12 protein-coding genes are annotated in these 14,162 nt (G+C 65.3%); 11 read left to right on the plus strand and 1 reads right to left on the minus strand.

Annotated elements, in window-relative coordinates; translation table 11 throughout:
• Positions 1-220 precede the first annotated feature (220 nt).
• From AAFN88_RS07830 to AAFN88_RS07860, 7 genes are all read left to right on the plus strand, one after another.
• Positions 221-1,951 carry a gamma-glutamyltransferase gene (locus AAFN88_RS07830; protein ID WP_347519607.1) on the plus strand — a complete coding sequence of 577 codons (1,731 nt, stop codon included), beginning with the start codon at positions 221-223 and terminating at the stop codon, positions 1,949-1,951.
• Positions 1,935-3,851, plus strand: coding sequence for a TRAP transporter large permease subunit (locus AAFN88_RS07835; RefSeq protein ID WP_347519609.1), 1,917 nt, complete (start codon positions 1,935-1,937; stop codon positions 3,849-3,851). The genes AAFN88_RS07830 and AAFN88_RS07835 overlap by 17 nt, the downstream gene beginning before the upstream one ends.
• A 54-nt stretch (positions 3,852-3,905) precedes the next feature.
• Positions 3,906-4,904, plus strand: a complete 999-nt coding sequence (locus AAFN88_RS07840; RefSeq protein ID WP_347519611.1) for a TRAP transporter substrate-binding protein — start codon at positions 3,906-3,908, stop codon at positions 4,902-4,904.
• A gap of 190 nt (positions 4,905-5,094) precedes the next feature.
• Entirely contained in the window at positions 5,095-5,352 is a 258-nt protein-coding gene (locus AAFN88_RS07845; protein WP_347519613.1) for a hypothetical protein, read from the plus strand.
• A 65-nt stretch (positions 5,353-5,417) separates the two neighbouring features.
• Positions 5,418-6,854 (plus strand): aldehyde dehydrogenase family protein, encoded by a 1,437-nt coding sequence (locus AAFN88_RS07850; RefSeq protein ID WP_347519614.1) that lies wholly within the window; start codon positions 5,418-5,420, stop codon positions 6,852-6,854.
• A gap of 11 nt (positions 6,855-6,865) precedes the next feature.
• On the plus strand, positions 6,866-8,026 hold the full coding sequence (locus AAFN88_RS07855; RefSeq protein ID WP_347519616.1) for an iron-containing alcohol dehydrogenase: 1,161 nt from the start codon (positions 6,866-6,868) through the stop codon (positions 8,024-8,026).
• Between the two features lie 81 nt (positions 8,027-8,107).
• On the plus strand, positions 8,108-8,497 hold the full coding sequence (locus tag AAFN88_RS07860; RefSeq protein ID WP_347519618.1) for a RidA family protein: 390 nt from the start codon (positions 8,108-8,110) through the stop codon (positions 8,495-8,497).
• A gap of 45 nt (positions 8,498-8,542) precedes the next feature.
• Here the strand turns inward: AAFN88_RS07860 and AAFN88_RS07865 are convergent, their stop codons facing one another.
• Complete coding sequence (locus AAFN88_RS07865) at positions 8,543-9,481, minus strand: hypothetical protein (RefSeq protein ID WP_347519619.1); 939 nt, start codon at positions 9,479-9,481, stop codon at positions 8,543-8,545.
• Between the two features lie 119 nt (positions 9,482-9,600).
• Here AAFN88_RS07865 and AAFN88_RS07870 point away from each other — a divergent pair, with 119 nt between their 5' ends.
• The 4 genes from AAFN88_RS07870 to AAFN88_RS07885 all read left to right on the plus strand — a co-directional run bounded on the left by AAFN88_RS07870 (position 9,601) and on the right by AAFN88_RS07885 (position 14,162).
• Entirely contained in the window at positions 9,601-10,374 is a 774-nt protein-coding gene (locus AAFN88_RS07870) for a GntR family transcriptional regulator (RefSeq protein WP_347519621.1), read from the plus strand.
• A gap of 33 nt (positions 10,375-10,407) precedes the next feature.
• Positions 10,408-12,057, plus strand: a complete 1,650-nt coding sequence (locus AAFN88_RS07875; protein ID WP_347519623.1) for an acyl-CoA synthetase — start codon at positions 10,408-10,410, stop codon at positions 12,055-12,057.
• Complete coding sequence (locus AAFN88_RS07880; protein WP_347519624.1) at positions 12,054-12,827, plus strand: glucose 1-dehydrogenase; 774 nt, start codon at positions 12,054-12,056, stop codon at positions 12,825-12,827. Before AAFN88_RS07875 ends, AAFN88_RS07880 begins: the two co-directional genes overlap by 4 nt.
• Positions 12,828-12,962: 135 nt before the next feature.
• Complete coding sequence (locus tag AAFN88_RS07885; RefSeq protein ID WP_347519625.1) at positions 12,963-14,162, plus strand: acyl-CoA dehydrogenase family protein; 1,200 nt, start codon at positions 12,963-12,965, stop codon at positions 14,160-14,162.

Here is a 14,162-nt window from a genome sequence, read left to right on the forward strand (position 1 = left end):
TTTCCATGGACAGCACGGACTCTCGATGCCCATAATGGTTCACTAAAAGGCATCGAAAGGTACCTTATTGGTATCTTCTAGTTCTCCCGCTCTTTTTCCGGCGTCAGGCCGGCGGCGGGATGGGGAAGGTGAGCGAGTGATCCTTAGGCGTCCGGAAATCCATGGTTGGTTTGGCGTAGCCTCTTCGACTTACGCGCCTGCAAGTCAGGCGGCCTTGAGAATGCTGGAACTGGGAGGCAATGCCTTCGACGCGGCAGTGGCGGGAGGTTTCCTCCTGCAGGTCGTGGCGCCGCATTTGAACGGCCCGGCCGGCGATGTCGCGATGCTCTTCCACGATGCCCGCAGCGGAGAGTCGGCCGCGATCTGCGGCCAGGGGCCGGCGCCGGAATCCGCGACGCTGGAGCTCTTTGCCGGCCTCGGGCTCGACATCATTCCGGGCACGGGCCTGCTGCCCGCCGTCGTCCCCGGCGCCTTCGATGCATGGATGCTGCTTCTGGAGGAAAAGGGCACCCTGCCTCTGCGCACCGTGCTGGAGCCCTGTCTCGACTATCTGAGCCGCGGCATAGTCGTCGATGCGCGGTTGCATGCGACCTTGGATGCCGCCGCCGGCATTTTCGAGCGCTATTGGCCGAGCTCCGTCGCGACCTTCCTGCCTGGAGGCAAGGTTCCACAGGCGGACGAGACCCTGTCGAATCCGGTTCTCTTCGAGTTCTTCCAGCGCCTGCTGCGCGAAGCCGAGTCGGCCGGTTCGGACCGTCTGCGCCAGATCGAGGCCGCCCGCGCCACCTGGTCCGACGGCTTCGTCGCCGAGACGATCGATCGCTTCTGCCGGCAGACCGAGGTCATGGACGTATCGGGACGGGTGCACGGCGCTGCGCTGCGCGGTTCGGATATGGCCGGCTGGCGGGCGACCGTGGAGCCCGCGCTGTCGCTCCGCTACGGCGACTTCGAGGTTCTGAAGTGCGATTCCTGGACCCAGGGCCCGGCCTTGCTGCAGTCGATGACGCTGCTTCCCTTCGATGAAATGGCGGAGTTGGATCCGCTCGGCGATCTCTTCGTCCACCGGCTTGTCGAGGCGATCAAGCTGGCCTTTGCCGACCGAGAAGTCTTTTATGGCGACCCCCTGAATGCGCGTGTCCCGATGGCCCGGCTGCTGTCGCCGGAGTATGCGGCGGAGCGGAGGAGCCAGATCGGCGACGATGCCGATAATAGCTGGCGCCCGGGTGCGATCGCCGGTTGTGGCCGGCCGATCGATTACGGGGCGGCCTGCCTGCGAAAGCGCGATGCGGGGCTGCTGTCGGCCTACGGCGGCGGCGAGCCGACGGTGCAGTCCATCGAGAAGCTGGGCTATCAGGGCAGCATCAGCGGCGATACCTGCCATATCGACGTTGTCGATGCGCAAGGCAACATGGTCTCCGCGACGCCTTCGGGAGGCTGGCTGCAGTCTTCTCCCGCAATTCCCGAATTGGGCTTTCCTTTGGGGACCCGCGCACAGATGATGTGGCTGGATCCGGATGCGCCGTCGGGACTTGTCCCCGGCCAGCGGCCGCGCTCGACCCTCACGCCCACTTTGGTGCTCGATGGTCAGAAGCGCTCTTATCTCGCGTGTGGAACGCCGGGCGGCGATCAGCAGGACCAGTGGCAACTGCAGTTCCTGATCCGCCATCTCGTCCACGGCATGGGGTTGCAGGAAGCGATCGAAGCGCCTGCTTTCCATAGCGAGCATTTTCCGAACTCCTTCTATCCGCGCCATGCGTCTCCTGGCAGGCTCGTCGTCGAAGGGCGGTTCGCCGATGAGGTTCAGGAGGGATTGCGCCGGCGAGGTCATGACCTGTCGGTTGCCGAAGATTGGTCGGAAGGGCGCCTCTGCGCAGTAGCTCGCGATCCGGATGGACGCCTGCGCGGTGCGGCGAATCCGCGGGGAGGATTGGGCTATGCCGTTGGTCGATGAAATCGTAGAGACAGGTAACCTCGCCGAGGCGCGGGAGGAGCGCGAGGAGGCGCTGCCCGCGGCCAGGCGTTTGGCCCGCAAGACCTTGGGCGTCCTCGATTCCGTGATCGGGGCGACGGCCACTTGCGCGCTTATCAGCCTGATCGTCATCGTGTTTGCGAATGTCGTGGGGCGCTATCTCTTCAGCAACTCGCTGCCCTGGGCCGCCGAGTCCGCTCAGTGGCTCTTCATTGGGGTTATCTTCCTGGCGGTGCCGCTGGCCCATCGCGGGCGGCGCCATCTCGCGATCGACGTCGTGGTCAAGTCCTTGCCGGAAAGGTCGCAGACCGCCGTCGGCTTCATCGTCGACATCATCGTGGCCTATGCGACGATCATGCTTCTGTTCGGCGGCACCAAGCTTGTCGCGGCGGTCGGCGGCATGAACTACGTCCTGGGGCTGCCGACGTGGCTGAAGTTCGCCTTGATTCCCATCACCTCGGGGTTGGGGCTCGTCTATCTGGCGTTGCAGGGCCTCGACGAAGGCCGCGGCGTTTGGCGTGGACCGGCGAGCATCGTCGTCGCTTTCGCGCTCTACTGGGCGATGTTGCCGGGCGGTCCGATCAGCCTGAGCGGCGCGAGCCCAGCCGGCATCATGATTCTGACCTTTCTCGGATCGATGGCGATCGGCACGCCGGTGGCTTTCGCGATGATCTTCGCGGCCTTCATGGCCAACGCCGCCGGCGGCACGCTTCCGCCGGCCGCCGTGGTTCAGAACATGGTCAACGGGTCGTCAAAGTTCCTGCTGCTCGCCATCCCGTTCTTCATCGCTGCCGGCGCCTTGATGAACATCGGCGGGCTGACCACCCGGCTGATGGATTTCGCGTTTAGGCTGGTGGGGCACCTGCGCGGCGGTTTCGCCCAGGTCAACGTGCTGTCCAGCGCGTTCTATGCCGGCATCAGCGGCTCCAGCTATTCCGAGGCGGCGCTGGGCTCCAAGCTCCTGGTCCCGCAGATGATTCGCCACGGCTATTCGCCGGGCTTTGCCTGCGCCGTCACCGCCGCTTCGGCCACCTTGCCGAACATCGTTCCGCCGTCGATCGCCCTGCTGATCCTCGCCTCGGTCGCCAATCTCTCCGTCGGCAGCCTTTGGCTGGCGGGCGTGGGGCCGGGCATCCTGATGGCCGGAAGCCTGATGCTGAGCATCTACGTGATCGCGCGCCTGCGCGGCTACGGCACGGCGAACGCGCGCGCGAGCTGGGCCGAACGGGGCCGGGCGGGCATCGAGGCCCTGCCGGTTCTGGGCCTCGGCGTGGTGATCATCGGGGGAATTCGCGGGGGCGTTGTGACTCCGACGGAAGCCGGCGTTCTGGCGGTGGCCTATTCCCTTGTCCTGGGTCTCTTCGTCTATCGCAGCTTCACTTTCGGGGAACTCTGGAAGTCTCTCAGGACCGCGGCCGTCGAATCCGCGATGGTCGGCCTCCTCATCGGTGCGGCGGCTCCCTTTACCTTCATCCTCGTCACCCAGCAGATTCCCCAGAGTCTCGCGACGGCGATCACCGGATTTTCGGATAACCCCTATCTGGTTCTGCTGCTCGCTAACCTGGTGATGCTGTTCTTCGGGATGTTCCTGGACATCGGGGCCGCGATCCTCATTCTGACGCCGCTGCTGCTTCCGCTGATGGTGCAGCTCGGCATCGATCCGATCCACTTCTCTCTTGTGGTGGTCGTCAACCTCATGCTCGGCGGCTTGACCCCGCCGGTCGGCATGCTGGCCTACATAACTTCATCGATCTCAGGGACGCCCGTCCATGAGGTGTTCCGGGTGATGTATCCGTTGCTCGGCGTCCTGCTCCTCGCTCTCTTGTTGGTGACCTATGTGCCGGCGGTTTCGCTCGGTCTCGGTTGGCTCATTCAAGGGTAGCGGCGCAAGCGAGTTCAGATTGCTCAAACTAGAACCCTAATCGGAGGCATAAGAATGGATGTTACAAGGAAAGGCTTGGTTTCGGTGGCTCTCGCGGCCGCGGCTTCCCTGGCGATTGGGATGGGAACCCAAGGGCTAGCGGAAGCGGCGCCCAAGCAGATCACCGTCGGCAGTATCTATTCGATCGACAAGCCGCAAGGTCAGGTCTGGCTGAAGATGCAGGATCTGGTCGAGAAAGAGGCCCCGGGAAAGCTGAAGTTCAACGTCGTCCCCGACGGCGCGCTTGGGGGCGAGAAGGAAGAAGTAGAGGGGGTCCGCCTCGGCTCGCTGCAGGCCGGCATCTCCACGCTCGCCAACATGACCACCTGGGTCCCCGCCGCGGCGCTCTTCGACATGCCGTTCATGTTCCGCGACCAGGCTCACATTGACGCCGTCATGGCCGGTCCCGTCGGCGACAGGTTCAAATCGCTGTTCGCCGAGCAGGGTTTCAAGGCATTCGGGTTCATCACCTACGGTTCGCGCAACGTGATCTCGAAGGAAGCCATCACCGGGCCCGCCGACGTCGACGGCAAGAAGATGCGCGTGCTGCAGAGCCCGCTTCATATCGCGCTCTGGGATTCCCTAGGCGCCAGCCCGACCCCGATCCCGATCACCGAGTCCTACAATGCCCTGGAAACGGGCGTCGTGGACTTCATGGACATGACCATGTCGGGATACAACGCGCTGAAGCTGTACGAAGTGGTTCCCGCTTTCTCCCGCACCTCGCATATCTGGTCGCTGGGCGTCATGTATATGAGCCAGAGCTTCTGGGACAGCCTGGACGCCGAGGAGCAGGCGGCCCTCGAAGCCGCCGCCGCCGAGGCGATTCCCTATTTCAACCAGCTTGCCGCGGCCGAGCAGGAAGCCGCCCTGCAGCAGGCGATCAAAGGCGGAGCCAAGGTGATCGAGCAGGACATCGCCGAGTGGCAGGCCGCCATGGCTCCTTTCTGGGCCTCCTATGCCGATAACGTCGGCGGCATGTCGATGATCGAGGCGATCGTCGAGACGAAGTGACGTTCTCGGAGGCGAAGCGGGTGCCGGCCGGGCTCGCCCGGCCGGTCGCGGCCTTCGGAGAAAAGGCTGCCGGCGCTTAGCCATCACCACAGCGACCTAGAGTGCGAGCCACGCTCACGGCGGCATCGTCAGGGGCGTCCGCGCTCTAGGTCGGCCACTTTTTGGTTCTCCTTGGGAAAGGTGACAGACGATGACAGACCCCAAAATTCCCCCGCTCGAAGGCGGCGACTTCCCGGAGGAAACCGAGCTGCGCGCCGGGCCGATGGATGTCCAGATCATGCGGATCGCCATCGAGGCGTTGAACAAGCAGGGTCATCCGGAAATCACCGCGGAGACCTTGAAGACGGACCCGGAACATCGCCGGCTCGTCGCCGAGCTGCTGCGCGACTGCCGGCCGCTGCCGGTTGTCCTGTCCCTGATTGAAGACCTAGAGCGCCAAGCTGGATAGCAACGGCGCATAGCGGAGTGTTGTGAATGTCTGTAAACGCGTCTGCAACCGGTGTGCAGAATCTGATGTCTCGCTATCCGAACGGAACCATCTTCGTCGATGGAGAGTTCCGCCGTGGCGAAGGTGCCCCCTTCATGGTTGTCGGAAAGCAGTTGGGGGAATCCTTGGCGGAGGTGGGATCCGCCGCTGCCGCGGACATCGATGCGGCGGTGGACTCCGCCCGCGCGGCCTGGCCGGCCTGGCGCGATTTGGCGCCGGCGGACCGGGCCAAGGCGCTGTCCGCCATGGCCGACCTCTTGGCCGCCGATGCCGACTCCTGGATCGCACTGGAAGCGCAGCACGCCGGCAAACCGCTGGCGGACGCGCGCATCGACATCTACTCGGCGGTCATGACGCTGCGTTGGTTCGCCGGCTGCGCCGAGCGGGTGGATGGCCGTGTCGTGGCGTCGCCGGCCGGTCTGCACCGCTATGTGAGGCGCGAGCCGCTGGGGGTCTGCGCGCTGATCGTTCCCTGGAACTTTCCGCTGCTCTTGATGATCTGGAAGGTTGCGCCGGCGCTCGCGGCGGGCAACACCGTGGTGGTCAAGCCGGCCAGCCTGACGCCCTTGACGGCGCTGCTCTTTGCTGAGTTGGCGCAGCGCGCGGGGCTGCCGCGGGGCGTGCTCAACATCCTGCCGGGGCCGGGCGGCGCCGTGGGAATGGGATTGGTGCGCCACCGCGACGTCGCCAAGGTGAGCTTTACGGGCTCCACCGAGGTCGGCGCCGAAGTGGCGCGCGAGGCGGCCGGTGGCATCAAGCGGTTGACGCTGGAGCTGGGCGGGAAGTCGCCAACCGTCATCCTTGACGATGCGGACCTGGACCGGGCCGTGCCGGCGTCGGTGGCGGGCTGCTTCGGACACGCCGGGCAGAAATGCGCGGCGCGGACGCGGTTGATCGTCACGAAGCGGAACGCGGACGCCGTGGTCGAAAGGCTGGCTGCCGTCACCCGCGGGCTCAAGGCGGGCGATGTCCTGGACCCGGCGACGCAGTTGGGGCCGGTGATCGACGCGGCTGCGCAGCAGCGCATCCTGGGAATCTGCGAGAAAGCGGCGGCCGACGGCGCGGAGATGATCTGCGGCGGTCGTGCTGCCGATGTCACGGGCCCCTATGTGGAAGCCACCTTGTTCGACCGCGTCGACCCGCAAAGCGACCTGGCGCGCGAGGAGGTTTTTGGCCCCGTGCTTGCCGTCTTGCGGGCGGAAGACGAGGAACACGCCATCGCGCTGGCCAACGACAGCGACTACGGCCTGGCCGCCACGCTTTGGACGCGCGATGTCGGCCGGGCCCACCGGGTGGCCGCCCGGCTGGAAGCCGGCAGCGTCAGCGTAAACACGCCTGCGGTGGTGGGCATCGAAACACCTTTCGGTGGGTACAAGAAGAGCGGCTACGGGCGCGAACTCGGCGTTGAGGGGCTGGATGCCTTCCTTCAGGAGAAAGCCGTGATCATGGACATCAGCAACTAGGCAGGATCGAGATGCAGACAGCATTCAAGTTCTTTCATTCCACCCACTGCATCCAGTACGGCCCGGGTTGCCTGGCGGACCTGCCGGCGATCGCCGCAGCGGAGAAGCGCCGCAAGGCGGCTGTCCTGATGGATGCTTTCTTCCTGGGCGGCCCGGTGCAGGACCGCCTGGCGGAGAGCCTGAAGGAGTTCTCGCCGAGCTTCCACGCGGTCCCGCAGCACGAGCCGGACACCGACACCGTGGACGCGGCCCGCAAGGCCCTGATCGACGCCGAGGCCGATCTGATCGTCGCCGTCGGCGGCGGATCGGCGATGGACACGGCAAAGGCGGCCCGGATGCTGGTCAGCAACCCCGGCCCCATCGAGGACATCGTCGGCGCCATGGGTATGCCCATGCTGCCGCACGAAAGCCTTTTCGTCGCCGTGCCGACAACGGCGGGGACCGGCAGCGAGGTGTCGGAGTCGGCCGTCATCGCCAAGGTCGGCACCGACTACAAGGCCGTTTTGCGCTCGGCGAACATGGGCTTCCGGCTTGCCTTGCTGGATCCCGAGCTGGGTGTGACCGCGCCGCCTCACGTAACGGCGGCTGCCGGCTACGATGCCGTCACCCACGCGGCGGAGGCTTTCACCTCCAAGGTTGCGAACGTCATGACCGATCCCCTGGCGCGGTCAGCCATGGAACTGCTCGCGCGGTCGCTGCCGGTGGTCTTCGACGAGCCCGGCAACATCGCGGCGCGGGGGGAATGCCTCATCGGGTCGATGCAGGCGGGAGTGGCGTTCAATTCCGCGCACTTGGGCCTCGCCCACGCGATCGCCGGTGCCCTGGGGGCGCTGCATCATGTGCCTCACGGACTGGCCAACGCCTTGGCGCTGCCGTGGAGCATGGCGTTCAACGATCCCGCCTTGGGCGACAAGGGAGAAGTCCTGGCCGGCATCTTCGGCGGCTCCAACGCGGCCGAAGGGCTTTCCGCCCTGCGGCACCGCGTCGGGCTGGACCTCTCGCTTGACGATTACGTTCCCGGCGATGCGGAAAGAGACCTGGTGGCGGAAGGCGCGAGCAAGAGCGGCCAGCTCAAAGTCAATCCGCGGCCGGCTTCCATGGCGGAGATCCGCGTTATTCTGGAACACATGCGGCACCCCACCGGGGGGCGGCAGCCTCACCTCAACCTGTAGGCGGTCGCGTTGTTTTGATGAGCCGCCGGAGCGCAATACCGCGCGCCGGCGGCTTTTCCGTTCTTGAAAGGAAACTCGAAAATGACTTCGAAGGCTCATAATCCCGCCAGCATCGGCGCGCCCATCGGGGCCTACGTGCACGGGTTGGAGACGCCGCCCAATGCGCGGCTTCTGCACGTCTCGGGGCAGGTCGGCATCGCCGACGATGGAAGCGTTCCGCCGGATGCGGAAGGTCAGGCGCGTATCGTGTGGCGGAATATCGAGGCGATCTTGGAATCCGCCGGGATGGACATCGGCGATATCGTCAAGATGACGGCCTATCTCACCGACCCCGCCGATCTCGCGGCCTACGGTTCGGTTCGCACGGCGGTGTTGGGGGATTTCCGCCCGACATCGACCCTCGTTTTCGTGTCGGCCCTGGTCAAGCCGGAGCTGAAGGTCGAGGTGGAGGTCGTCGCCGCCCGCGCGTGAAGACTTCTCGAGCAGGCGGCGGCAACCGGATCTCAGGGCTGAGGGTTATTCCGCGGCCAGGGATCCCTTCTGGGGGCCGTCGCCTTCGATCTCGGGGATCAGCGGGATCGGAACGTCGTAAGGAGCGACGTCTTCACGGATCTGCTTCAGAGCCTGGGTGATGACCTCGACTTCTTCGTCCGGATGGGTGGCCCCAAGGCCGTATTCCGCCGCCAGCGTTCTGGCCTGGGCCGAGCGCTTGCGTTCGTCCTGCGGCAGGTTGACCACGGAGTAGACGCCGTTCAGCAGGCTGCCACGCAGCTTCTTCGCGAATTTCGCGCCCAGCATGGCCTTCTCTTCCTGCGACAGGGTGTCGAAGAAGCGGCGCATCAGGATGCGTCCGAACTGAACGTGCCGGGCTTCGTCGCGCAGGATCAGCTTGCAGGCCTTGCGGATCTCCGGATGCTTCGCGTTCTTGTAGCGCGCGGTCAGGAGCTCGCCGGAAAGCTGCTCGAACAGGGTGTTCACCGCCATGCCGGCATAGAAGGACATCTGCCTCTCGTCCTTCTCGTCGTGGAACTTGGGAATGATGAGCTGGAAGTAGTCGCTGCGCGGCGACGGCTGGTAGCCGCCCAAGGCCTCGGCGATCCGGAAGGAAGCCTCATGGTGGCGCATTTCCTCGACGATGAAATTGACCACGTGCTGCTTCACCTCGAAGGGCATGTGCTCGAAGATCGCCTGACGCAGCCGCTCGGCGCCGTACGGCGTCGCGCCGTGTTCCATCCAGGCGCGCAGCGACCACCACTCGGCGCCCGCGGAGCGGACATCTTCCGGCAGCTCGGCCATGTCTTTGGTCAGTCCGGCCCAATCGATGTCGCCGTCGGCATCCCACGCCAGTTCCCGGGCCTGAACGCAGAGCTGCCAGATGTCGTCATACTGCAGATCCGCGACGACCGGGTAGGGATTGGGGTTCTGTATCGTTTCTTCGAGCATAGAGGCATCCATGCCTGAGTCTCCTTTCGACGTGCAAATTTGGCTCTGCGCAAGCGCTTCCATATTGAAAGACCTAAAAGTATAGTGTTATAGACTTGAGAGTCGAGCAGATAATTCGGGACCCCAGTCTGATGAGCATGACCCAACTGGACCGCAGTTCGCCTGTTCCGCTGTTCCTGCAGATCCGGCAGGCGCTGATCGCCGAGATAAGGTCGTGGTCCGACCTGGAGGCGCGCTTTCCCAGCGACCTGGAGCTGGCGGAGCGGTTCGGGGTAAGCAAGATGACGGTGCGCCAAGCGATCGACGACCTGGTCGGGGCCGGGCTCCTGGTGCGGCATCGCGGCCGCGGCACCTTCGTCACCGAAAGCGCCTATGTCGAGAGGCTGTCCCCTAGCCTGGATATCGACCAGCAGTATGCGCTCTCGGGCGTGCAGCCGGAGACGCGTGTGCTCGGCTTCGAGGTTCAGCCGGCCGGCGCCGAGGAAAAAGCCGCGCTTTCCGATCCGCAACTCGAGGCCGTCCTGAAGATCCGGCGCGTGCGCTCCGCCAATGGCGTTCCCGTCGCCTTGGACGAACGGCTCATTCCCGAAGACATCGCCGTGCAGGCCGGCTTCGACCCTGCGGTGGCGAGCGGCAGCATCGTGGGCAGGTTGCGCGAGCGCATCGGCCTGTCGAAAGCGCAATGGCGGATGAGCGCGCTCACCGCCGACAAGGATTTCGCTCTGGTCCTCTGCATCCAGGAGTCCGATCCGGTGCTGGAGCGCGCGATGGTTTACCTCGACAAGGAAGGACGGCCGGTCCTCTCGGGACGAACCTGGCATCGGGGCGACCTGGTGAGCTGCGCTTTCGAGCTGCCGCTGGACCCGAGCGTGCCGGACGATCTTGTCGAGATGCGCCGGAGCTAGGCTGACGTGAGTAAGGAAATGGAGGCTTTCCCGATGAATGCGACTGCGCTGCCGGGGCATTTCGATCAGGGTCTGGAGCGCAGCCCGGCCAACTATGCGGCGCTGACCCCCATCCAGTTCCTGGAGCGCGCGGCTCTGATCTGGCCCGACAAGGTGGCCGTCATTCATGGCGATCGGCGGCTGACCTACCGGCACTTCTGGGAACGGGCGCGGCGCCTCGCGTCGGCTCTCGAGAAAGCCGGGGTCGGCCGCGGGGACACCGTCGCCGTGTTCGCGCCGAACGTGCCCGCGCTTCTGGAGGCGCACTATGCCTGCCCGATGATCGGCGCCGTGCTGAACGCGATCAATACCCGCCTGGACGCGGCCACCGTCGGCTTCATACTGAAGCACGGGGGCGCCAAGGTCCTGATCGCGGACCGGTCTCTCTCGCCGACCACCTCGCCCGCCTTGGCGGCGGCTTCGACGGCGCCGCTGGTCATCGATATCGACGACCCCGAAGACCGCTCCGGCGAACTTCTGGGCGCCTGCGACTACGAGGCCTTCCTGACCGGGGGAGATCCGGATTTCGCTTGGCGGCCGCCAAGCGACGAATGGGAGGCGATCGCCTTGAACTACACCTCCGGGACGACGGGCGACCCGAAGGGCAGCGTCTATCATCATCGCGGTGCCTATCTGAATGCCCTGGGCAACGTCATTTCCTTCGGGTTGACGCCCGCCAGCGTCTACCTCTGGACCTTGCCGATGTTTCACTGCAACGGCTGGACGCATACCTGGGCCGTCACGGCAGCCGGCGGCACGCATGTCTGCCTGCGCAAAGTCGACCCCGCGCGGATATTCCAGTTCATCGCCGATCACGGCGTTACGCATATGAGCGGCGCTCCGATCGTCCTGAACCTGCTGATACACGCCCCCGAGGAGGCGCAGCGGGACTTCCCCCATACCGTCCAGGTCGCCACGGGAGGCGCGGCGCCGCCCTCTGCGGTCATTGCCGGCATCGAGCGGCTCGGATTCCACGTGACCCACCTCTATGGCATGACGGAGTCCTACGGGCCCTCCACGATCTGTATCGAGCAGGACGATTGGGCGGCGCTGCCGCTGCAAAAGCGGGCCGAGAAGATGGCGCGCCAGGGGGTACCCCATGTGGGGGTTGCCGCCCAGCAGGTCGCCGACCCTGACAGCGGCGAGCCGGTGCCGCGGGACGGCCGGACGCTGGGTATGCTGATGATCCGCGGAAACACCGTCATGAAGGGATATCTCAAGAACGCCGAAGCGACCCGCAAGGCGTTCAAGAACGGCTGGCTCATGACGGGGGATCTCGCCGTCTGGCACGCCGACGGCTACGTCGAGATCAAGGACAGGGAGAAGGACATCATCATCTCCGGCGGCGAAAACATCTCGTCCTTGGAAATCGAGGAATGCCTCCATCGCCATCCGGATATCATGGAGGCGGCGGTCGTTGCCGCGCCCGACGAGGTCTGGGGCGAGACGCCGGTCGCCTTCGTCGCCGTGAAGCCGGGCGCCGACGGCGCTCTCACCGCAGAGCAGGTCACCGGCTGGTGCCGCGATCATCTGGCGCGCTTCAAGGTTCCGCGCCGGGTGGTGTTCGGCCCGCTGCCCAAGACCTCGACGGGCAAGGTCCAGAAGTTCGTGCTGCGAGAGAGAGTGTTGGAGGAGAGCGCATGACGCAGGAAGCTTCGCAGAACCCATCGGGTCGCGTCGCCGTCGTGACGGGCGCGTCTTCCGGGCTCGGCCGGCATTTCGCCCTGACCTTGGCGAAGGCCGGCTACGACGTGGTGGCCGCGGCGCGGCGGACCGAGAGATTGAAGGACCTGGCGCAGGAAATCGAGGCGCTGGGCCGCAGGTGCGAGGCGGTCGGCATCGATGTGACCGAAGTGGCCTCGGTGACGGAGGGCCTGGAGAACGCATGGCGGCGCATGGGCCGTTTCGACGTCTTGGTCAACAACGCGGGAATCGCGCTGTCGGCAAAGGCGCTCGATCACTCCGACGACGATTGGAACCAGGTTATCGACACCAACCTGACGGGCGCCTGGCATTGCGCGCAGGCCTTTGCGCGCAAGCTTGCAGAGACCGGGGCGGGCGGCTGCATCGTCAACGTCGCGTCCATCTTGGGATTGCGCGTGGCCGGGCAGGTCGCGGCTTACGCCGTCTCCAAGGCCGCCGTCATCCAGATGACCAAGGCTCTGGCCCTGGAGCTGGCGCAGCAGAACATTCGCGTGAATGCTTTGGCCCCCGGCTATATCGAGACCGATCTGAACCGGGGGTTCCTGCAAAGCGACGCAGGCGAGAGAATGCGCCGGAAAATTCCGATGAAACGCTTCGGCCGGCCGGAAGACCTCGACGCAGGCCTGCTTTTCCTGGCCGGGGAAGGCGCCGGTTACGTGACCGGCAGCGTGCTGACCATAGATGGCGGCCACGTGCTTCCCTTGCCGTGAGCAGGGCGGCGCGCAGGCAGGCTGTTGATCCGATAGACGCGGTTCCGTGCGGGCGCCCGCACCGTTCCCGAGGGACGGCGCGGCAGCTCGACGGCGATTGACTTGGCTCTGAAGTAAGAGGGGACCTGTGTGGGAATGAATTTCGAACTGTCACCGGAGATCGAACGGTATCGCCAGCGCATTCGCGAATTTGTCGATCGCGAGCTGATTCCGCTCGAAGCCGATGCAGCGTCCTACGATGCGCATGAGAACATTTCGACCACGCTGCTGCAGTCGATGCGCGCCAAGGCAAAGGCCGAAGGGTTGTGGGCCTTGCAGATGCCCAAGCACCGTGGCGGTCAGGGTCTGCCCGTCGTGGGATTGGCCGCCTGCTATGAAGAAATGAACAGGTCGATCTTCGGGCCCGTCGTGTTCAACAGCGCCGCCCCTGACGACGGCAACATGATCGTTCTCGAAAAGGTGGCGCGGGAGGACCAGAAGGCGAAGTGGCTGCAGCCCATCGTCGACGGCACCTTGCGCTCCTCCTTCGTGATGACGGAACCGGCCCCCGGCGGCGGGTCGGACCCTTCGATGATCCGTACCACCGCCGAGCGGCGTGGCGACCGCTGGGTCGTGAAGGGGCGAAAATGGTTCATCACCGGCGCGGGCGAGGCGGGGCACTTTATCCTGATCGCCAAGACCAGCGACGATCCGCGCAGGGGTCTCACCGCCTTCATGTTCCACAAGGACAGCCCCGGCTGGCACATCGTCAGGCGTATTCCCATCATGGGGCCGGAAGAGCACGGCGGGCATTGCGAGCTGGAGTTCGACGGCCTGGAGATACCCGACGAGGACCGCCTGATGGAGGTCGGCGACGGCCTCAAGCTGACCCAGATCCGCCTGGGCACGGCCCGCTTGACCCATTGCATGCGGTGGCTCGGGCTGTCCAAGCGGTCGCTGGAGATCGCCAGGCAGTACGTCGAGACCCGGCAGGGATTCGGCGTCGCCCTGAAGGACAGGGAATCCGTGCAGCTTATGCTGGGGGACGCGGCGATGGCGGTGGAGATGGGCAGGCTGCTGACCATGCGGGCGGCCTGGTTGCTGGATCAGGGCGACAAGGCGCGCAAGGCGGTCTCGATGGCCAAGATCCAGGTCGCCGACAGCCTGCACCTCTGTGTCGACACGGCGATCCAGCTCAACGGCGCCCGCGGGTATTCCAAGGATACCGTGCTGGAGTGGATCTATCGCTACGCCCGGCAAGCCCGCCTCGTCGACGGAGCGTCGGAAGTCCACAAGATGGTGTTGAACCGTTTCCTCCAGGAAGAGGAGAACGATTTCTGGCGCTGGGGGGTCTGA

It is taken from the genome of Pelagibius sp. CAU 1746 (assembly GCF_039839785.1).
GTDB lineage: Bacteria > Pseudomonadota > Alphaproteobacteria > Kiloniellales > Kiloniellaceae > Pelagibius.